This is a genomic window from Burkholderia sp. AU38729 (assembly GCF_020419725.1).
GTDB lineage: Bacteria > Pseudomonadota > Gammaproteobacteria > Burkholderiales > Burkholderiaceae > Burkholderia.
Genome location: NZ_JAIZQO010000018.1, coordinates 82,471 through 103,130 on the forward strand (window position 1 = coordinate 82,471; position 20,660 = coordinate 103,130).

The 20,660-nt window shown below is 67.4% G+C and carries 18 protein-coding genes and 1 tRNA gene; 14 read left to right on the top strand and 5 right to left on the bottom strand.

The genetic code is table 11. The features are described 5' to 3' along the window. Window positions 1-26 precede the first annotated feature (26 nt). The 11 genes from htpX (at window position 27) to LGM56_RS34280 (ending at window position 10,477) form a co-directional block, all read left to right on the top strand. The gene (gene htpX / locus LGM56_RS34230; RefSeq protein ID WP_011353570.1) at window positions 27-884 is read left to right on the top strand and encodes a zinc metalloprotease HtpX; all 858 of its coding nucleotides are present in this window, start codon (window positions 27-29) and stop codon (window positions 882-884) included. Between the two features lie 232 nt (window positions 885-1,116). Further along, window positions 1,117-2,508, top strand: a complete 1,392-nt coding sequence (gene rsmB / locus LGM56_RS34235; protein ID WP_226207992.1) for a 16S rRNA (cytosine(967)-C(5))-methyltransferase RsmB — start codon at window positions 1,117-1,119, stop codon at window positions 2,506-2,508. Next, window positions 2,505-3,095 carry a DUF4390 domain-containing protein gene (locus LGM56_RS34240; RefSeq protein WP_039353770.1) on the top strand — a complete coding sequence of 197 codons (591 nt, stop codon included), beginning with the start codon at window positions 2,505-2,507 and terminating at the stop codon, window positions 3,093-3,095. Before rsmB ends, LGM56_RS34240 begins: the two co-directional genes overlap by 4 nt. Beyond that, window positions 3,085-5,499 (top strand): sensor histidine kinase EsaS, encoded by a 2,415-nt coding sequence (esaS, locus tag LGM56_RS34245; RefSeq protein WP_089495849.1) that lies wholly within the window; start codon window positions 3,085-3,087, stop codon window positions 5,497-5,499. Before LGM56_RS34240 ends, esaS begins: the two co-directional genes overlap by 11 nt. Beyond that, window positions 5,500-6,201, top strand: coding sequence for a response regulator transcription factor EsaR (esaR, locus tag LGM56_RS34250; protein WP_021163978.1), 702 nt, complete (start codon window positions 5,500-5,502; stop codon window positions 6,199-6,201). It abuts the gene before it with no gap. Window positions 6,202-6,262: 61 nt separating this feature from the next. Further along, window positions 6,263-6,338: transfer RNA gene (locus LGM56_RS34255), tRNA-Phe, on the top strand. 358 nt (window positions 6,339-6,696) lie between these two features. Further along, window positions 6,697-7,431 (top strand): 7-cyano-7-deazaguanine synthase QueC, encoded by a 735-nt coding sequence (gene queC, locus LGM56_RS34260; protein WP_226207993.1) that lies wholly within the window; start codon window positions 6,697-6,699, stop codon window positions 7,429-7,431. A gap of 75 nt (window positions 7,432-7,506) precedes the next feature. Beyond that, window positions 7,507-8,139 carry a 7-carboxy-7-deazaguanine synthase gene (gene queE, locus LGM56_RS34265; RefSeq protein WP_226207994.1) on the top strand — a complete coding sequence of 211 codons (633 nt, stop codon included), beginning with the start codon at window positions 7,507-7,509 and terminating at the stop codon, window positions 8,137-8,139. 18 nt (window positions 8,140-8,157) lie between these two features. Next, the gene (queD, locus tag LGM56_RS34270) at window positions 8,158-8,610 is read left to right on the top strand and encodes a 6-carboxytetrahydropterin synthase QueD (protein WP_011353563.1); all 453 of its coding nucleotides are present in this window, start codon (window positions 8,158-8,160) and stop codon (window positions 8,608-8,610) included. A 308-nt stretch (window positions 8,611-8,918) separates the two neighbouring features. Continuing rightward, complete coding sequence (locus LGM56_RS34275; RefSeq protein ID WP_089457119.1) at window positions 8,919-9,704, top strand: HpcH/HpaI aldolase family protein; 786 nt, start codon at window positions 8,919-8,921, stop codon at window positions 9,702-9,704. After that, window positions 9,701-10,477 carry a tetratricopeptide repeat protein gene (locus LGM56_RS34280; protein ID WP_226207995.1) on the top strand — a complete coding sequence of 259 codons (777 nt, stop codon included), beginning with the start codon at window positions 9,701-9,703 and terminating at the stop codon, window positions 10,475-10,477. Before LGM56_RS34275 ends, LGM56_RS34280 begins: the two co-directional genes overlap by 4 nt. Window positions 10,478-10,576: 99 nt before the next feature. Here LGM56_RS34280 and rodA read toward each other — a convergent pair whose 3' ends face one another. The 5 genes from rodA to LGM56_RS34305 all read right to left on the bottom strand — a co-directional run bounded on the left by rodA (window position 10,577) and on the right by LGM56_RS34305 (window position 16,885). Further along, a complete protein-coding gene (gene rodA, locus LGM56_RS34285) occupies window positions 10,577-11,725 on the bottom strand; it encodes a rod shape-determining protein RodA (RefSeq protein ID WP_089426588.1) in 1,149 nt (382 codons plus the stop codon). Window positions 11,726-11,736: 11 nt separating this feature from the next. Further along, on the bottom strand, window positions 11,737-14,022 hold the full coding sequence (mrdA, locus tag LGM56_RS34290) for a penicillin-binding protein 2 (protein ID WP_226207996.1): 2,286 nt from the start codon (window positions 14,020-14,022) through the stop codon (window positions 11,737-11,739). 114 nt (window positions 14,023-14,136) lie between these two features. Then, the gene (gene mreD, locus LGM56_RS34295; RefSeq protein WP_060255153.1) at window positions 14,137-14,649 is read right to left on the bottom strand and encodes a rod shape-determining protein MreD; all 513 of its coding nucleotides are present in this window, start codon (window positions 14,647-14,649) and stop codon (window positions 14,137-14,139) included. Then, the gene (gene mreC / locus LGM56_RS34300; protein WP_226207997.1) at window positions 14,646-15,716 is read right to left on the bottom strand and encodes a rod shape-determining protein MreC; all 1,071 of its coding nucleotides are present in this window, start codon (window positions 15,714-15,716) and stop codon (window positions 14,646-14,648) included. Before mreC ends, mreD begins: the two co-directional genes overlap by 4 nt. Window positions 15,717-15,841: 125 nt before the next feature. After that, entirely contained in the window at window positions 15,842-16,885 is a 1,044-nt protein-coding gene (locus LGM56_RS34305) for a rod shape-determining protein (RefSeq protein WP_004189550.1), read from the bottom strand. Between the two features lie 367 nt (window positions 16,886-17,252). On the opposite strand from LGM56_RS34305, the gene gatC reads away from it, so the two are divergent. The 3 genes from gatC (at window position 17,253) to gatB (ending at window position 20,592) form a co-directional block, all read left to right on the top strand. After that, window positions 17,253-17,552, top strand: a complete 300-nt coding sequence (gene gatC, locus LGM56_RS34310) for an Asp-tRNA(Asn)/Glu-tRNA(Gln) amidotransferase subunit GatC (RefSeq protein ID WP_089426585.1) — start codon at window positions 17,253-17,255, stop codon at window positions 17,550-17,552. Between the two features lie 69 nt (window positions 17,553-17,621). Beyond that, window positions 17,622-19,112 carry an Asp-tRNA(Asn)/Glu-tRNA(Gln) amidotransferase subunit GatA gene (gatA, locus tag LGM56_RS34315; RefSeq protein WP_226207998.1) on the top strand — a complete coding sequence of 497 codons (1,491 nt, stop codon included), beginning with the start codon at window positions 17,622-17,624 and terminating at the stop codon, window positions 19,110-19,112. 4 nt (window positions 19,113-19,116) lie between these two features. After that, on the top strand, window positions 19,117-20,592 hold the full coding sequence (gatB, locus tag LGM56_RS34320) for an Asp-tRNA(Asn)/Glu-tRNA(Gln) amidotransferase subunit GatB (protein WP_089495843.1): 1,476 nt from the start codon (window positions 19,117-19,119) through the stop codon (window positions 20,590-20,592). Window positions 20,593-20,660 lie beyond the last annotated feature (68 nt).

Here is a 20,660-nt window from a genome sequence, read left to right on the forward strand (position 1 = left end):
GGTCCCCTGACGGATAAGGAGTGGGTATGTTCAATTGGGTCAAAACGGCGATGCTGATGGCCGCGATCACGGCCCTGTTCATCGTGATCGGCGGGATGATCGGCGGCTCGCGGGGCATGACGATCGCGCTGCTGTTCGCGCTCGGCATGAATTTCTTCTCTTACTGGTTCTCGGACAAGATGGTGCTGCGCATGTACAACGCGCAGGAAGTCGACGAGAACACGGCGCCGCAGTTCTACCGGATGGTGCGCGAACTGGCCACGCGCGCGAACCTGCCGATGCCGCGCGTCTACCTGATCAACGAGGACGCGCCGAACGCGTTCGCAACGGGCCGCAACCCCGAGCACGCGGCAGTCGCCGCGACAACGGGCATCCTGCGCGTGCTGTCGGAGCGCGAGATGCGCGGCGTGATGGCGCACGAGCTCGCGCACGTGAAGCACCGCGACATCCTGATCTCGACGATCACCGCGACGATGGCGGGCGCGATTTCAGCCATCGCGAACTTCGCGATGTTCTTCGGCGGGCGCGACGAGAATGGCCGGCCGGCCAACCCGATCGCGGGTATCGCGGTCGCGCTGCTCGCACCGATCGCAGGCGCGTTGATCCAGATGGCGATTTCGCGGGCACGCGAGTTCGAGGCCGACCGCGGCGGCGCGCAGATTTCCGGCGATCCGCAATCGCTCGCGACCGCACTCGACAAGATCCATCGCTATGCGGCGGGCATCCCGTTCCAGGCGGCCGAGCAGCATCCGGCCACCGCGCAGATGATGATCATGAACCCGCTGCACGGTGGCGGCCTGCAGAATCTGTTCTCGACGCACCCGGCCACCGAGGAGCGCATCGCGCGCCTGATGGAGATGGCGCGTACCGGCCGCTTCGACTAAGCCACGGCACACCGTGCGGCAGTTGCCGCGCGGGAGCCGTCACACCACCCCGCACGCTCCGCGCTGCGGGGTGTTTCATTTGCGCGTGCCGTAAAGGGGCCAAAGGGCCTGCCGCATCGCACGCTACAATGCCCGGTTTGGGATGGCAGGGCCCACGGGCGCCGCGATCCCGCCGTTTGCCGCATTGGCTTGCTGTGCCCGCTGGCCGCGTTTGTTTGCCGAATTTGCTCCGATGACACGAACCCGTTCTACCGCTCCGTCTTCTTCCGGCCGCCCGGCGCGCCTGTCCGCGCTGCATCTCGCGCCCGATTCGCTCGGCTTCGCGCTCGATGCGGCCGCGCAGGCGGTCGATGCGGTGCGGCGCGGCACCGCGCTGCCGGCGGCGTTGTCGGCGGTATTCGCGCAGATGCCGTCCGGTGCGCAGGCGCTCGCGCGCGGGGCGACGCAGGACGTCGCTTATCGGACGATGCGCCGCCTCGGCAGTGCGGACTGGCTGATCGGGCGGCTCATCAGCAAGGCGCCGCCCGCCTACGTGCACGCGGTGCTCGCCGGTGCGTTCGCGCTGTTGCTCGACCCGGCGGACGAGGCCGCGTATCCGGCGTTCACGGTGGTCGATCAGGCCGTGACCGTGATCGGCGCCCGCCGCGAATGCGCGTTCGCGAAGGGGATGGTCAACGCGGTGCTGCGCCGTTTCCTGCGCGAGCGCGACGCGCTCGTCGCGGCGCTGCAGGACGATGTCGTCGCGCGCTGGAACTACCGCGCGTGGTGGGTCGACTCGGTGAAGCGCGCGTGGCCCGACGCATGGCAGTCGATCCTCGCGGCCGGCGAGCGGCAAGGGCCGCTGACGCTGCGCGTGAACGCGCGCCGCGCGAGCGTCGACGCGTATCTCGATACGCTGCGCGAGAACGGGATCGAGGCGACCGCGATCGGCCGGCATGCGGTGCGGCTCGCATCGGCGCTGCCGGTCGATCGCATTCCGGGGTTTGCCGATGGCGTCGTGTCGGTGCAGGACGCCGGCGCGCAGCTCGCAGCCGAATGGCTCGGCGCGCGCGACGGCATGCGCGTGCTCGACGCATGCGCGGCGCCCGGCGGCAAGACCGGCCACATTCTCGAGCTGGCCGATGCGGAAGTCGTCGCGCTGGAAAGCGATGCCGCGCGCGCGGCACGGATCGGCGAGAACCTCGTGCGGCTGTCGCTCGAAGCGGACGTGCGTGTCGGCGATGCGGGCGCCCCCGACGCCTGGTACGACGGGCGCCCGTTCGACCGCATCCTCGCCGACGTGCCGTGCTCGGCGTCCGGCATCGTGCGTCGGCACCCCGACATTCGCTGGCTGCGCCGCGAGGCCGACATCCCGGCGCTCGTCGCGGAACAGCGCCGCATCCTGGCGGCGTTGTGGCCGCTCGTGAAGGCGGGCGGCGAACTGCTTTACGTGACCTGTTCGGTCTTCCCCGAGGAAGGCGAATGGCAGGCCCGCTGGTTTGAAGCGGCCTGTGAAGATGCGGTACGATTGGACGCCCCCGGCCAACTGCTGCCGGGCGGAGTGCAGGGAGGGGCGGCCGCCGGCGCACTCGACCAGAACACCGATCACGACGGATTTTTCTACGCGCGGTTTCAGAAACGGTGACGATCAAACACCTTTTTCCACTTCGGCTCGCGGCCGTCCTGATGGTCGCGTTGACGCTGTGCCTGGCTGTCGTCCGGCCGGCGCATGCCGAGTCGATCGCCGTGCAGCGCGCGTCGCTCCAGTCCGACGGAAGCGGCTGGGCGCTCGACGCACGCTTCGATTTCGAGCTGAACCCGAACCTCGAGGATGCCGTCAACAAGGGCATTCCGCTTTATTTCACGACCGACTTCGAGTTGAGCCGTGCGCGCTGGTACTGGTTCGACGAGCAGCCGGTGGCGGTGACGCAGACGATCCGCCTGTCGTTCCAGCCGCTCACGCGCGAATATCGCGTGTCGACGGGCGGCCTGCAGCTCGGTTTCCCGTCGCTGAAGGATGCGCTCGCGGTGGTCCGTCACATCACGTCGTGGCATGTGATCGACCGCAACCAGGTGCGCGCCGGTGAAACCTACACGGCATCGGTGCGGATGCAGCTCGATACGGCGCTGATGCCGAAGCCGTTCCAGGTCGATGCCGTGAACAACCGCGACTGGACGCTCGGGTCCGACTGGAAGCGCTTCAACTTCACGGTGACCGAACGTGCTAAATAAAGTGCGCCGCGCGGCCAGCGGGAAGAGCCTCCTCATTCGCGTGATCGTCTCGACCGTCGCGCTCACCGCGCTGCTGCTGCTCGTGCTGCTCGCGGCCGCGAGCGCGAACACCGAATTCTTCGACCGCTACTACTCGTGGCTGTACGCGACGAACATCGTCGTCGCGCTCGTGTTCCTGCTCGTGGTGCTCGGGCTGATCGGGATGATCGTCGTGCGCCTGAGGAAGGGCAAGTTCGGCACGCGGCTGCTCGCGAAGCTCGCGGTGTTCTTCGCGCTCGTCGGCGTGGTGCCGGGCGGGATCATCTACATCGTGTCGTACCAGTTCGTGTCGCGCAGTATCGAGTCGTGGTTCGACGTGAACGTCGAGACGGCGCTGACGGCCGGCCTGAACCTCGGCCGCGGGATGCTCGATGCTTCGCTGTCCGATCTGCAGACGAAGGCGCGGCTGATGTCCGACCAGCTCGCGAGCGTCGATGTGAACACCAACGGCACGACGCTCACGCTGCTGCGGTTGCGCGACCAGTTCGGCGTGCAGGACGCGACGATCGTCGAGCCGAGCCGCGGCGGCTCGGGTGCGGCCCCCGACCTGCATATCGTCGCGCAGGCGTCGGGCAATTTCGCGGCACTGATTCCGGACGACCTGCCGACGCCGCTGATGCTGAACCAGGCGCGCGAACACGGCGCGTACGCGGCGATCGAGGGTGAAGTCGACGGCGACCCGCGCGCGCACGGCGCGAAGGGCGCGCTGCGGTTGCGCGTCGTGCGGCCGATTCCCGATGCATCGACGTCGTTGCTGCAGCCGGCGGAACGCTTCCTGCAGCTCACGCAGCCGGTGCCGCCGACGCTTGCCCACAACGCGGACGCCGTGCAGCGCGCGTATCGCGAGTACCAGGAAAAGTCGCTCGGCCGCACGGGGCTGCGCAAGATGTACATCGGCACGCTGACGCTGGCGCTGTTCCTCGCGACCTTCATCGCGATGATGCTCGCGCTCGCGCTCGGCCAGCAGCTCGCGCGGCCGCTGTTCCTGCTCGCGCAGGGCACGAAGGAGGTCACCGAAGGCGACTACACGCCGAAGCGCGAGATCAAGACGCGCGACGAGCTGGGCTTCCTCACACAGTCGTTCAATGCGATGACGCGTCAGTTGTCCGAGGCGCGGCTCGCGGTCGAGAAAAACCGCGTCGCGCTCGAGCATTCGAAGACGTATCTCGAGAGCATCCTCGCGAACCTGACGGCCGGCGTGTTCGTGCTCGACCGGCAGTTCCGGCTGACGACGGCCAATCGCGGCGCCGAGCGGATTTTCCGGCAGCCGTTCAACGCGCTGATCGGCACGACGCTCGACCGGATCGGCGTGGCCGCCGGGTTCGGCGCGATGGTGCGCAAGGCGTTCGCCGATCGCGAGGCGGCGTCCGACGGCGGCAGCGGCGATCGCGGCCACTGGCAGCAGCAGTTCGCGATCGAGGTGCCGGGCGAAGCCGATCCGCTGACGTTGCTCGTGCGCGGCACGCGCCTCGTGTCGACGGTCGAGGGGCAGGCCGACGATCCGCAGACGTCCGGTTACGTCGTCGTGTTCGACGACATCTCCGACGTGATTTCCGCGCAGCGTTCGGTCGCGTGGGGCGAGGTCGCGCGCCGGCTCGCGCACGAGATCAAGAATCCGTTGACGCCGATTCAGCTGTCGGCGGAGCGGCTGCAGATGAAGCTGTCCGACAAGCTCGCCCCGCCCGATGCCGATGTGCTCAAGCGCGGCGCGACGATGATCGTCAATCAGGTCGCCGCGATGAAGCGAATGGTCGACGATTTCCGCGAGTACGCGCGCACGCCGCCCGCGGTGCTCTCGAACCTGCAGTTGAACGAACTGGCGAGCGAGGTGCTCGGGCTGTACGGGGTGGGCGAAGGCAAGAGCGCGATCGTCGCCGAGCTCGCGCCGTCGCTGCCGGTGATACGCGGTGATGCGACGCAACTGCGCCAGGTGATTCACAACCTGCTGCAGAATGCGCAGGATTCGGTCGCGGAGTCGGCGCATCCGCGTGTGTTGATCGAAACCAAGACAGTAGAATATGGCGATCCCGACGCCGAGGGCAAAACGCGCGTCGCGGTACGTCTTACCGTGTCCGACAACGGGCCCGGTTTTCCGGCGCGCATCCTGACTCGCGCGTTCGAGCCTTATGTGACGACGAAGGCGAAGGGCACGGGTCTGGGGTTGGCCACGGTCAAGAAGATCGTTGATGAGCACGGTGCGCGGATCGATTTGCGCAATCGCATGCACGGCGAGACCGTCGAGGGTGCGCAGGTGTCGATCCTGTTCCTGCAGATGGCGAGCGATGCGCCAGGCGCCGAATCGGGCGTGCAGGACGGGACGGCCCCCGCCAAGACAAAAGCAAGTGAGCAGACAAAGGCAGCGTAAATGGCAACCATCCTGGTGGTAGATGATGAAATGGGCATCCGGGAATTGCTCTCGGAGATCCTCAGCGATGAAGGACACGTCGTCGAGGCGGCGGAGAACGCGCAGGCCGCGCGGGAATACCGGTTGAATCAGGCGCCCGATCTCGTGCTGCTCGATATCTGGATGCCCGATACCGACGGCGTGACGTTGCTCAAGGAGTGGGCAGCGCAGGGGCTGCTGACGATGCCCGTGATCATGATGTCCGGGCACGCGACGATCGATACGGCCGTCGAGGCGACGAAGATCGGCGCGCTCGATTTCCTCGAGAAACCCATCGCGCTGCAGAAGCTGCTGAAGTCCGTCGAGCACGGTCTCGCACGCGGTGCGGCGCCGGTGTCCGCGAACGCGGCGGCGAAGGCCGGTGCGGGGCAGGCGGCGGGGCCCGCGGCCGTTGCGTCCGCGGCTGCGCTGCCGACGCTCGGCGACGACATGGCTTCGGCACTCGGCCTCGCGGGTCAGACGGCCGCGATCCCGTTCGACATCCCGTTGCGCGAAGCGCGCGATGCGTTCGAGCGCGCGTACTTCGAATATCACCTCGCGCGCGAAAACGGCAGCATGACGCGCGTCGCGGAGAAGACGGGCCTCGAGCGCACGCACCTGTATCGCAAGCTCAAGCAGCTCGGTGTCGAGCTCGGCAAGAAGCCGTCCGAAGGTGCCGTATAAAATATTTCGTGAAAGTACTTGATCAAGTAACGAAGGGTGGATATACTTTCTCTTCTTCGTTGGCCCGGTAGCTCAGTTGGTAGAGCAGCGGATTGAAAATCCGCGTGTCGTTGGTTCGATTCCGACCCAGGCCACCAGAATTAAAACCCCAAGAATCGGAAGATTCTTGGGGTTTTTCGTTTGTGGTGGGGTTTGCGTGACCAGTGGCGTGGGATGATGTGCCCGGCAGTGTTCATGAGGGCATGATAAAATCCTTGTCCGCTCAATAACTTAGCGCATCGCTTCATGCGCACGGCAGGCTGCCAGCGTGGCGCCGCCGTGGCGCGCGGCAACGATGCCGCGCGATGGGCGGTATAAGCGCTCCGCCGCGTTCGCGGCCAATTGCGCTGCCTATACTGGTCGAGCCGGCCCAGGCCGGCACGCGTCGGGCCGCCCGGCGGCAGCCGGCCCCGGGGCGCAGCGCGACGCGAGCCTACACATTCACGGAGTATCACGGTGATTCGGACAGACGCTAAAGACGGCGCGCTCGTGTTGTTTTCCGGCGGGCAGGACTCGGCCACGTGCGTGGCATGGGCCCTCGAACGCTATCAGACGGTCGAGACGCTCGGCTTCGATTACGGCCAGCGCCACCGCGTCGAGCTCGAATGTCGCGAAGGCGTGCGCGAAGCGCTGAAGCGTGACTTTCCCGCCTGGTCGAACCGGCTTGGCGACGATCACATGATCGACCTGTCGGTGCTCGGTGCGATCAGCGATACCGCGATGACGCGCACGATCGAGATCGAGACGGCGGCGAACGGCCTGCCGAACACGTTCGTGCCGGGCCGCAACCTGATGTTCATGACGATCGCCGCGGCGATCGCCTATCGCCGCGGGCTGCGTGTGCTGGTCGGCGGGATGTGCGAGACGGATTTCTCGGGCTATCCCGACTGCCGCGACGACACGATGAAGGCGCTGCAGGTCGCGCTGAACCTCGGGATGGATACGCGCGTCGTGCTCGAGACGCCGCTGATGTGGCTCGACAAGGCGCAAACCTGGCAGCTCGCCGAACAGCTCGGCGGCGAAGCGCTCGTCGAACTGATCCGCGTCGAGACGCACACGTGCTACGTGGGCGAGCGCGCGGAACTGCACGACTGGGGCTTCGGCTGTGGCGAATGCCCGGCCTGCAAGCTGCGCAAGCGCGGCTACGAGGCCTACCTGAGGGGCGAGCGGGTGACCGAAGCGCCGCTGTGATGCAGCGGCAACGGCAGCGCCTGGTGATTAACGGATTCTGATCGACAACGAGCGGCGCGAGCCGGACGAAGGACGATGACTTACGCGGTCAAGGAAATTTTCTACACGTTGCAGGGCGAGGGCGCGAACGCGGGCCGGCCGGCCGTGTTTTGCCGGTTCGCCGGCTGCAACCTGTGGTCGGGCCGCGAAGAGGATCGTGCGGAGGCCGTGTGCCGCTTCTGCGATACCGACTTCGTCGGCACCGACGGCGAGAACGGCGGTAAGTTCAAGGATGCCGACGCGCTCGTTGCGACGATCGCCGGCTTGTGGCCGGAGGGCGAGGCGCACCGCTTCGTCGTCTGCACGGGCGGCGAGCCGATGCTGCAGCTCGACCAGCCGCTCGTCGACGCGCTGCACGCGGCCGGCTTCGAGATCGCGATCGAGACCAACGGCTCGCTGCCGGTGCTCGAATCGATCGACTGGATCTGCGTGAGCCCGAAGGCCGACGCGCCGCTCGTCGTCACGAAGGGCAACGAGCTGAAGGTCGTGATCCCGCAGGACAACCAGCGGCTGGCCGACTACGCGAAGCTCGACTTCGAGTATTACCTCGTCCAGCCGATGGACGGCCCGTCGCGCGACCTCAATACGAAGCTCGCGATCGACTGGTGCAAGCGTCATCCGCAGTGGCGGCTGTCCATGCAGACCCATAAATATCTGAACATTCCCTGAGCCCCGGCTTTTGACATCGTGCTGATTACCCGAAAACTCGAATTCGACGCGGGCCACCGCATTCCCGACCACCGCAGCCAGTGCCGGAACCTGCATGGCCATCGCTATGTGCTCGAAGTCACGCTGCGCGGCGATCTCGTCGATACCGAGGGGGCGCCCGACCGCGGCATGGTGATGGATTTCGCCGACGTGAAGGCGCTCGCGATGGAGCACCTGGTCGGCAAGTGGGACCACGCGTTCCTGGTCTATGCGCGCGACGACGTCGTGCGCTCGTTCCTCGAGCAGATGGCCGACCACAAGACGGTCGTGATCGACCGGATTCCGACCGTCGAGAACCTCGCGGCGATCGCGTTCGACATCCTCGCGAACGTGTACGACGCACACTACGGCGTGAACCTGCGGCTCGAGCGCGTGCGCCTGTACGAAACGCCGAACTGCTGGGCCGACGTCGAGCGCCAGCCCGGCCGCTGATCCCGCCTTCCCGGCAGCCCCGCCAGCCGGTGCGGGCTGCCTGACGCCGCACCCCGCGGCCCCGTCCCGCCTCGCTCCCCGTCCGTTTCCACATTCCGCGTAACGCCGCGCTATGATCGTTGCGTGGCGCCGAAAAACGCTGCCGTGCGCGGTCGTTCGGCCGGCGCTGTCAGATCGGCCGCCCACAACCGACCAACGTTCCAGGGCCCGGTCCCGGCGCCGCCGTGCAATGCTGCCCGGCGTGTCGCGCTCCGTTTTGCCCGTTGCTTGTCCCGTTCGATTGCCGTTCCGTCCAGGAGGCCGTATCGATGAGCACGCTCACCAATTCCCTCAAACAACGCCTGCGCGACGGCGACGAGCCGCTGTACGGCCTGTGGCTGTCGCTCGGCAGCGACTCGGCCGCGGAAGCGCTCGCGCATGCCGGCTACGACTGGCTCTGCATCGACATGGAACACGCGCCGAACGACAGCCGCGATGTTGCATCGCAGTTGCGCGCGATCGCTGCGGCCCATCTGCCGAGCGAGCCCGTCGTGCGCGTGCCGGCGCGTGAGCCGTGGCTCGTGAAGCGCGCGCTCGATGCGGGCGCACGCACGCTGATGTTTCCCTGCATCGAGACGCTCGACGACGCCGCGCACGCGGTGCGGCTCACGCGCTATCCGTCGCCCGATTCGCCGGACGGGCTGCGCGGCGTCGCCGGCATGGTGCGCGCGGCGGCGTTCGGCATGCGTCGCGACTACGTGCAGACGGCGAATGCGCAGGTCGCGGTGATCGTGCAGATCGAATCGGCGCGCGGCGTCGACGAAGTCGAGCGGATTGCGGCGCTGCCCGGCATCGATTGCCTGTTCGTCGGCCCGGCCGATCTTGCGGCGAGCCTCGGGCACCTTGGCGACATCCGTCACCCGGACGTCGAAACCGCGATGGCGCGCGTGCTCGCGGCCGGCCGGCAGGCGGGCGTCGCGGTGGGGATCTTCGCGGGCGATACGGCTGCCGCGCGCCAGTATCGCGAGGCCGGCTACCGGATGATCACGGTGTCGGCCGACGTCAGCTGGTTGTTGCGCGCCACGCGGCAGGCGCTGCAGGAGGTGCGGTCATGAGCGGTGGCGATGGCGCGTGCCGTGGGCGCGCGCAGGGTGGGTTGGGGAGGCGCCGGCAGGTCGGCGCGGTGTTCGGCCTGTGGATCGTGTGGATCGCGGCCGCCGCGCAGGGCGCGCCGCAAGCGAAGCCCGATCCGTCGCACGAGACGCAGTCGGCGGTCGCCGACTATAACGCCGGCGACTTTCGTGCGGCGCTGGTGCAGTTCCACGACGCGGCCGAGCGCGGCGACCGTCTCGCGCAATTCAACTACGCGATGATGCTGCTGACGGGCGAAGGCGTGACCGCGAACGTCGACGAAGGGCTGCGCTGGCTGAAGCGCGCGGCCGACGCGAACATGTCGCATGCGCAGTACGTATACGGCCGGATGTTCGACGACGGCGAGTTCGTCGCACGCGATCCGGCCGAAGCGCACCGCTGGTTCCTGCGAGCGGCGAAGCAGGGGCACGTGCAGGCCGAGCTGTCGCTCGCGAACCAGTTCCTCGACGGGCGCGGCACGCCGCGCGACAACCGGCAGGCGTTCACGTGGTACAAGCAGGCCGCCGACGCGGGCGAGCCGACCGCGCAGTACGTGACCGCATCGTTCTACGAGCGCGGCGGCGACGGTGTCGCGCAGAACCTCAACATCGCGCGGGCGTATTACGCGGCGGCGGCCGCGCAGGGCGACGAGACGGCCGGGCTGAAATTCAAGGAGCTGAGTGCGCGGCTGAAGGCGCAGGGGCCGGCATCGGGCGCCGGCGCGGAGCCGGGCGGGGCGCACGTGCCGCCGCCGTGAGCGGGAGCGGCGCTGCGAAGGGCTGCCGTGTTCGCCATGCACAGTGGAAAAAAACGGCGCCGAAGCGCCGTTTTTCTTTATGCGGTGCGTGCCGCGCGGTCAACTCTTCATCAACCGCCGCTGCCGTCCGACGCTCATGATCATCCCGATCGCGATGCCGAGCGTCGTGAGCGCGGTGCCGCCATAACTCATGAACGGCAGCGGCACGCCGACGACCGGCAGCACGCCGCTCACCATCCCGATGTTGACGAACGCATAGACGAAGAACGCGAGCGTGAGCGAGCCCGCGAGCAGGCGGCCGAACAGCGTCGCGCCCTGCGCGGCGATATAGAGCCCGCGTGCGATCAGCGCCATGTACAGCGTCAGCAGCACGAGCCCGCCGACGAGCCCCCATTCCTCGGAGAACACCGCGAAGATGAAGTCGGTGTGCTTCTCCGGAATGAATTCGAGGTGCGCCTGCGTGCCTTTCAGGTAGCCCTTGCCGAGCACGCCGCCCGAGCCGATCGCGATCACGGCCTGGATCGTGTGGAAGCCCTTGCCGAGCGGATCGGAAGTCGGGTCGAGCAGCGTACACACGCGGTGCTTCTGGTAATCGTGCATCAGCGGCCACTGCACTTCGGGCTGGCAGATGCGCTCTTCGAACACGGCGATCGAGCCGACCGCGATCACGCCCGCGACGAGCACCGGCACGATCAGCTTGAACGACAGGCCGGCGAGATAGATCACGAAGAAACCGGCCGCGAACACGAGCAGGCCCGTGCCGAGGTCGGGCTGCTTCGCGATCAGCCCGACCGGTACCAGCAGGATCCCGAACGCGACGATGAAGTCGTACCAGCGCAGCCCGCCTTCGCGGCGCTGGTAGTACCACGCGAGCATCAGCGGTGTCGCGATCTTGAGGATTTCCGACGGCTGGATCACGACGCCGACATTCAGCCAGCGCTTCGCGCCCTTCTTGGTCATCCCGAACAGCGCGACCGCAATCAATAGCGCGACCCCGAACGTGTAGAGCGGGACCGCGAAGCGCATCAGCGTCGTGGGCGGGATGTTGGCGATCACCCACATCAGCACGAACGTCAGCAGGATGTTGCGCAACTGGTCCTCGACGCGGCCGGGCATGTCGATCGCCGCGCTGTACAGCGTGACGATGCCGACGCACAGCAGCAGGAACACGATGAGGGCGAGCGGGCGGTCGAAGCCCGCGAACATCTGCTTGATCTTGTCGAGCCAGGCGCGCTTGTCGAATTGCATGCCTTTCTCCGTTAATGAGCGGTGCCGGCGTCCGCCGCCTTCGCGGGGGCCGTTGCACGGTGATTGTCGTCGCGCGGCGTGGCGACGAGCGGCTGCGCATCGCTGGCGGGCCGGCGTGGCCGGTGCGGGCGCCTGATCGGCGGCAGGCTCGCGGCCCTCGGCGCAGCGGCACCGGCGCTGGCCGGCGGGGCAGCGCTGGCGCTCGCGGCAGCCGCAGCTTCGGAGGCGGCCGCGGCCGATGCCGCTTCCGCCGCGCTGGCCGCGGTCGGAACGACCGGCTGCGGCAGCGCGGTGAAGCCGGCGGCGACGGCAGCCGGCTTGTTCGCGTCGCCGGTCACCGGTGCGTTGATGGGTTCGGTCGCCGACGCCGCGGCAGCCACGGCCGCGGCCTCGTTCTGCGGGTTCTGGCGGTCGACGAGGAAGAAGTCGAGCACGCGGCGCGCGATCGGGCCGGCGGCCTGCGCACCCCAGCCGCCGTTCTCGACAACCAGCGCGACGGCGATCTGCGGATGGTCGACCGGCGCGTACGCGATGAACAGCGCGTGGTCGCGCAGGTGCTCGGCGAGCAGGTGGCCCTTGTAGTTGGAGCCTTGCAGCGAGAACACCTGCGCGGTACCGGTCTTGCCGGCGGCGAGGTACGGCGCGCCGCGGAACACCTTGTACGCGGTGCCGGACGGGTTCTCGATCACGTTCTCCATCCCGCGCTTCACGACGTCGATGTCGGCCTGCTTGAGCGGGATCGTTTCGCTTTCCTTCGGCACGGTCAGGCGGCGCCCGCGCGTGATCGGATCCTCGACTTCCTTCACGAGGTGAGGCTTCATCACGACGCCGTTGTTCGCGAGCGTCGCGGTCGCGTGCGCGAGCTGCAGGATCGTGAACGAGTTGTAGCCCTGGCCGATCCCGAGGCTGATCGTCTCGCCGTCGAACCACTTCTGCTGCGCGGCCTTCTTGAACGCCTTCTTCTTCCAGTCGGTCGACGGCAGGATCCCGCGCGCCTCGCCCTGGATGTCGATCCCGGTGATCTGGCCGAAGCCGAACGGCTTCATGAAGTTCGCGATCGAATTCACGCCGAGGTCGCGCGCGAGCATGTAGAAGTAGGTGTCGTTCGACACCATGATCGCCTTGTTCATGTCGACCCAGCCTTGGCCCGAGCGCACGTCGTTGCGGAACGTGTGGCCGCCGAACGTGAAGTAGCCGGGATCCTGGAAGCCCCAGCCCGGCGTGCGCTTGCCGAGCGTCAGGCCGGCGAGCGCCATGAACGGCTTGTACGTCGAGCCGGGCGGATAGGTGCCGTGCAGCGGGCGGTTCAGCAGCGGCTTGTCGGTCGAGTTGTTCAGCTCGTCCCAGGTCTGCTGGTCGATGCCGTCGACGAACGAGTTCGGGTCGAAGCTCGGCGACGACACGAACGCGAGCACGTCGCCCGTCTTCGGCTCGATCGCGACCAGCGCGCCCCGCTTGCCGGCGAACGCCTGCTCGGCCACCTGCTGCAGCCCGATGTCGAGCGACAGCACGAGGTTGTTGCCGGGCGTCGCCTGCGTGCGCGACAGCGTGCGCACGGGCCGGCCGCCGGCCGTCACCTCGACTTCCTCGAAGCCCGTCAGCCCGTGCAGCTCGGTCTCGTAGCTCTGCTCGACGCCGATCTTGCCGATGTAGTCGGTGCCCTTGTAGTTGTTCGCGTCGCGGCGCGGATCGTAGTTTTCCTGATCGCTGTCGTTGTCGTCGCTCATCGCGTCGATGCGATCCTGGTCGCGCTTCGAGATCCGGCCGATGTAGCCGATCACGTGCGCGGCCGTCGTGCCGAGCGGATATTGCCGGAACAGCCGTGCGCGCACGTCGACGCCGGGGAAGCGGAAGCGCTGCGCGGTGAAGCGCGCGACTTCGGCGTCGGTGAGGCGGGTGCGGATCGGCAGGCTCTCGAAGTTCTTCGAGTCTTCCTGCAGCTTCTTGAAGCGGCGGCGGTCGCGCGCGTCGATCGGGATGATCTCGGACAGCTTGTCGATCGTGTTGTCGAGCGTGTCGTCGAGCTTCGACGGCGTGATCTCGAGCGTGTACGCCGAATAGTTCTTCGCGAGGATCACGCCGTTGCGGTCGGTGATGATCCCGCGGTTCGGCACGATCGGCGCGACGGAGATGCGGTTTTCCTCGGCCTGCAGCGCGTATTTGCCGTGCTGCATCAACTGCAGGTAGAAGAAGCGGCTCGCGAGCAGCCCGAAGCAGACGAACACGAACACGCCCGCCGCCGCGACGCGCAGGCGGAACTTCGAGAGCTGCTGTTGGGTGTCGTTGAATTCGGTCATGCGGCTAGGGTCTATCTGGCACGCGCACGCCGAGCGGGCGCGGGCGAGGTGCCGCCCCGGAACGCGGCGCGCGGCGGGCGTGGAGGCGGCGGGTATTCAAGGCAGGCCCCTGGCTCAGATGGGGCGCGTATCGTCCGGATCGACCGGGCGGCGTTGCGGCATCAGCAGCAGGTGGCTCGCGATCGGCCACAGCGCGGCTTCGACGAAGCCGTCGACCAGGTAGCGCCAGCCCGGGAACGCGGCGCCCATCACGAGGCGGATCAGGAACGGCACGAGCTGCGCGACGACCAGGAGCGGCGTGACGTACAGCACCTGCACGCCGATCGGCATCCACAGCACGCGGCGGTGGATCGTGATCGCACCATATGACAGCAGCGTATAGGCGAGCGCATGCTCGCCAAGCAGCCCCGCGTCATGCACGTCCATCAGGATGCCGAGCGCGAACGCGACGCCCATCCCGACCTTGCGCGGCTGGTGGATGTTCCAGAACAGCAGTACGAGCGCGACGAAGTCGGGCACGCCGGGCAGGCGGCCCCACGGCATCAGGTTCAGCAGGAACGCGGCGGCGAGGCTGAAGACGATGAAGTACGGATTGACCGGCTGCAGGATGTATTGCGGGCGATTCATCGCTGGGCTCCTGATTGCCCGGCGCCGGGCTTCGCGGGCGTGGCGGCGGGCTTGGCCGGCGCGGCCGGCGCCGCAGGCTTCGCGCCGGGCTGGGCCGCGGCGGCCGGCTTCGCGTTCGCGTCAGCCTTGTCGGCCTTTTCGCTCTTCTCGCCCTTCGCGGCGGCTTTCGCGCCTTTCTTGCCCTTCGTGTTCTTGTCGGCGGCCGGATCGGGCTCGGCCGGGCGCGGCGGGATGTCGTTCTGGTAATGCAGCACGAGCATCTGGCGCGCGCCGCGCACGGCGGCGATCGGCGCGCAGGTCACGCGCGCGAACGCCGTATCGGCGAGCTTGTCGACGCGCACGACCTTCGCGACCGGCAGGCCGGGCGGATAGACGCCGTCGAGGCCGCTCGTGACGAGCTCGTCGCCGACGACGAGATCCGCGCTGGTCGGCACGAAGCGCAAATCGAGCGAATCGCCCTTCGGCGTGCCGTAGATCACGCTGCGCAGGCCGGTGCGCAGCACCTGCACGGGAATCGCGAGATCGCGGTCGGTGACCAGCGTGACTTCGGACTGCAGCGGGAACACGCGCGTGACCTGGCCGACCACGCCGTTTTCGCTCACGACGGGCGCGCCGTTCTGGATGCCCTGCTGCGAACCCTGGCCGATCACGATCTTCTGCGTGAACGGATCGCTCGTGTCGTACTGGATCTCGGCCGGCGTCGATTGCGTCGCGATGTGCTGGCGCAGTTCGAGCACCGCGCGCAGGTGCGCGTTCTCCTGCGTGAGCACGGCGGCCTGGTTGGCTTGCGTGGACAGCTGCAGGTTGCGCTTGCGGAGGTCGTCGTTCTCGTGGCGCAGCGATGCGCCGGTGACGGCGATGTCGGCCGCACCCATGAACAGGTCGCGCGGCACGAGCGCGGCGCGCTGCAGCGGATAGAGCACGGTGCCGAGCACGCCGCGGACGATTTCGAGCGTGCTGAAGCGCGCGTCCGAGACGAGGAGCGCGATGGCGAGGGCAACGAAGAAGATGAGCCGCGCGAGCGCGGGCGGACCTTGCTTGAAGAGGGGCGGCGGACTGTATTCCATGGTCGGCGCCGGGCGCGAATGATCGGTTAAATGATGCTCAGACGCGCAAACGGCGCGGCGGTTCGTTCTAAACGAGCGAGCCGGCCACGCCGCGGTTGCGTCATGTCAGGGAACTGCCTGGACGATCACTCGTACGAGAAGATGCTGCCCAGCTTGTCCATGCGCTCGAGCGCCATGCCCGAACCACGCACGACGCAGGTGAGCGGATCTTCCGCGACGAGCACCGGCAGGCCGGTTTCTTCCGCGAGCAGGCGATCGAGGTCGCGCAGCAGTGCGCCGCCGCCCGTCAGCATCATCCCGCGTTCGGCGATGTCGGCGCCGAGTTCCGGCGGCGTCTGTTCGAGCGCGATCTTCACCGACGACACGATCTGGTTCAGCGGATCGGTCAGCGCTTCGAGGATTTCGTTGCTGGAGATCGTGAAGCTGCGCGGAATGCCTTCCGACAGGTTGCGGCCCTTCACTTCCATTTCCTTGACTTCGGAGCCCGGGAACGCGGAGCCGATTTCCTTCTTGATCGCCTCGGCGGTCTGTTCGCCGATCAGCATCCCGTAGTTGCGGCGGATGTAGTTGACGATCGCCTCGTCGAACTTGTCGCCGCCGACGCGCACCGAACCCTTGTACACGATGCCGCCGAGCGAGATCACGCCGACTTCCGTCGTGCCGCCGCCGATGTCGACGACCATCGAGCCGGTGGCTTCCGACACCGGCAGGCCCGCGCCGATCGCAGCGGCCATCGGCTCTTCGATCAGGTAGACCTGCGAGGCGCCGGCGCCGTGCGCGGCTTCCTTGATCGCGCGGCGCTCGACCTGGGTCGAGCCGCACGGCACGCAGATGATGATGCGCGGCGACGGCGAGAACATGCGCGACTCGTGGGCCGTCTTGATGAACTGCTTGATCATCTGCTCGGTGACGGTGAAGTCGGCGATCACGCCGTCCTTCATCGGGCGGATCGCCTCGATGTTGCCCGGCACCTTGCCGAGCATCTGCTTGGCTTCCTTGCCGACTGCCTGGATGGTCTTCTTGCCGTTGGGGCCGCCTTCCTGGCGGATCGACACGACGGAGGGCTCATCGAGCACGATGCCCTTGCCGCGCATGTAGATCAGGGTGTTTGCGGTGCCGAGGTCGATCGCGAGATCGTTGGAGAAGTAGCTGCGCAAAAAACCGAACATTCAGAATCCTGTTTCGCTCTGGGCCGGCCCTGCATAGCGAGCGCTGAGGGCGGCAGCGGAAAAAATAACAGCCTCGGGAAGCGTGGCGGAAGCGGCCGCCGCGGCGCACGAAGCTGCGAGTGATGTCTACCGGGGATCGCACGATGCACGCACGGCCTGCCGAAGCGGGGCGAAACGGTGCGGGAAAAGGCTGCCGGGTTTGGGTCGAACGCGTAATGATACCTTATAATTTCACGGTATTTGAATCGAAACGGGCGGTATTTTTGCCGCTTCGGCCCCGATTTTTGAGGGTGGGATCGCACCCTCCAACCCCCCGCCGCAGCGCTGCTTTCGATGCGCTGCGCAGCCTTGTTTTTCCGGTGATCGCATGGCCCTGACCCTGACCGATGTGAAACGCATCGCGCACCTGGCGCGACTCGAAATGGCCGACGCCGACGCCGAGCACATGCTCGGCCAGCTCAATGAACTCTTCGGCCTCGTCGAGCAGATGCAGGCGGTCGACACCGCCGGCATCGCGCCGCTCGCCCACCCGATCGAACAGATCCAGGCAGTCGCGCAGCGCCTGCGCGACGACGCCGTGACGGAAGTCGTCAATCGCGACGACAACCAGCGTCCGGCGCCGGCCGTCCAGGACGGCCTCTATCTCGTGCCGAAGGTGATCGAGTAAGCATTCGATGACAAGCGCGCCGCCGCTGCTGCGCCGCGCGCCACCCAGAATTCCCAGGAAAACCACTCAATGCACGCAAAAAGCCTGACCGAACTGCGCGCCGCGCTTGCCGCCAAGGAATGCTCGGCCGTCGAGCTCGCGCAGCTCTACCTGAAACGGATCGAAGCCGCGCGCGACCTGAACGCGTTCGTCCACGTCGACGCCGATCTCACCCTCGCGCAGGCGAAAGCCGCCGATGCCGAGCTCGCGCGCGGCGCGGGCGGCGCGCTCACCGGCCTGCCGATCGCGCACAAGGATGTCTTCGTCACGCGCGGCTGGCGCTCGACCGCCGGCTCGAAGATGCTCGCGAATTACGAGAGCCCCTTCGACGCGACCGTCGTCGCCCGCCTGCAGGCGGCCGGCATGGTCACGCTCGGCAAGACCAACATGGACGAGTTCGCGATGGGCTCGTCCAACGAGAATTCGGCGTTCGGTGCGGTGAAGAACCCGTGGGACACGAACGCGGTGCCGGGCGGCAGCTCGGGCGGCAGCTCGGCCGCGGTGGCCGCGCGCCTCGCGCCGGCCGCGACCGGCACCGACACCGGCGGCTCGATCCGCCAGCCCGCGTCGTTCGCGGGCGTGACGGGCATCAAGCCGACCTACGGCCGCGTGTCGCGCTACGGGATGATCGCGTTCGCGTCGTCGCTCGACCAGGGCGGCCCGATGGCGCAGAGCGCGTCCGACTGCGCGCTGCTGCTGAACGGAATGGCCGGCTTCGACGAGCGCGACTCGACGAGCCTCGAGCGCGACGACGAGGATTTCACGCGCCACCTCGGCCAGCCGTGGGCCGCCGGCAACGACGCGGGCAAGCCGCTCGCGGGCCTGCGCATCGGCCTGCCGAACGAGTATTTCGGCGATGGCCTCGCCGACGACGTGCGCGCGGCGATCGACGCGGCACTGAAGCAATACGAAGCGCTCGGCGCGACGCTCGTGCCGGTGTCGCTGCCGAAGACGGAACTGTCGATCCCCGTGTACTACGTGATCGCGCCGGCTGAAGCGTCGTCGAACCTGTCGCGTTTCGACGGCGTGCGCTTCGGCCACCGCGCCGCGCAGTACGGCGACCTGCTCGACATGTACAAGAAGTCGCGCGCGGAAGGCTTCGGGCCTGAAGTGAAGCGCCGGATCCTGGTCGGCACGTACGTGCTGTCGCACGGCTACTACGACGCGTACTACCTGCAGGCGCAGAAGATTCGCCGCATCATCGCGAACGATTTCCAGGAAGCGTTCAAGTCCTGCGACGTGATCATGGGCCCGGCGTCGCCGACGGTCGCATGGGATCTCGGCTCGAAGGGCGACGATCCGGTGCGGATGTATCTCGCGGATATCTACACGCTGTCGGTGAGCCTCGCCGGCCTGCCCGGCATGAGCGTGCCGTGCGGCTTCGGCGCGGGCGCGAATGCGAAGCGCCCGGTCGGCCTGCAGATCATCGGCAACTATTTCAACGAAGCCCGGATGCTGCAGGTCGCGGACGCGTTCCAGCGCGCGACCGACTGGCACAAGCAAGTTCCGGCAGGGGTGTAAGCATATGGCAACTCAATGGGAAGTCGTCATCGGTCTCGAGACGCACGCGCAACTGTCGACCGTCTCGAAGATTTTCTCGGGCGCATCGACGCAGTTCGGCGCCGAGCCGAACACGCAGGCCTGCCCGGTCGACCTGGCGCTGCCGGGCGTGCTGCCGGTGCTGAACCGCGGCGCGGTCGAACGCGCGATCCGCTTTGGCCTCGCGATCGGCTCGACCATCGCGCCGCGCAGCATCTTCGCGCGCAAGAATTATTTCTACCCCGATCTGCCGAAGGGCTATCAGATCAGCCAGTACGAGATTCCGGTCGTGCAGGGCGGCCGGATCACGATTCAGGTGCCCGCCAACGAGAAGGCCGGCAAGGAAGCGTATGAGAAGACCGTCAACCTGACCCGCGCGCACCTCGAGGAAGACGCAGGCAAGTCGCTGCACGAAGACTTCGCCGGGATGACCGGGATCGACCTGAACCGCGCGGGCACGCCGCTGCTCGAGATCGTCACCGAGCCGGAAATGCGCAGCGCGGCCGAGGCCGTGGCCTACGCGAAGGCGCTGCACGGGCTCGTCGTGTGGCTCGGTATCTGCGACGGCAACATGCAGGAAGGCTCGTTCCGCTGCGACGCGAACGTGTCGGTGCGCCCGGTCGGCCAGGAGAAGTTCGGCACGCGCGCGGAAATCAAGAACCTGAACTCGTTCCGGTTCCTCGAGGAAGCGATCAACTACGAAGTGCGTCGCCAGATCGAGCTGATCGAGGACGGCGGCGAAGTCGTGCAGGAAACGCGCCTCTACGATCCGGACAAGCGCGAGACGCGTTCGATGCGCAGCAAGGAAGACGCGCACGACTACCGCTACTTCCCCGACCCCGACCTGATGCCGCTCGTGATCGGCCAGGACTGGATCGAGCGCGTGCAGTCCGGGATGCCCGAGCTGCCGGCCGCGATGCAGCAGCGTTTCGCCGACGAATACGGCGTGTCCGCGTACGACGCAGGCGTGCTGACGTCGAGCAAGGCGATGGCCGCGTACTTCGAGGCCGTGGTCGCGAAGGCCGGCACCGCGAATGCGAAGATTGCCGCGAACTGGCTGATGGGCGACGTTTCGTCGCAGCTGAACCGCGACGGCATCGAAATCGACGCGATTCCGGTCTCGGCCGCGCAGCTCGCACTCGTGCTGCAGCGCATCGCCGACGGCACGATCTCGAACAAGATCGCGAAGGAAATCTTCGCGACGATCTGGGACGAGAAGGCCGACGACGAAGGGGCGGCCGACCGCATCATCGACGCGAAGGGGCTGAAGCAGATCTCCGACACCGGCGCGCTGGAAGCGATCATCGACGAAGTGCTCGCGGCGAACGCGAAGTCGGTCGAGGAATTCCGCGCGGGCAAGGAAAAGGCGTTCAACGCGCTGATCGGCCAGGCAATGAAGGCGACGAAGGGCAAGGCCAATCCGCAGCAGGTCAACGAACTGCTGAAGAAGAAGCTCGGCTGAGCATGACCGCGCGCCTGACCCGCGCATGACGACGGGCCGCCCCGAACCGGATCGGGGCGGCCCGTTGC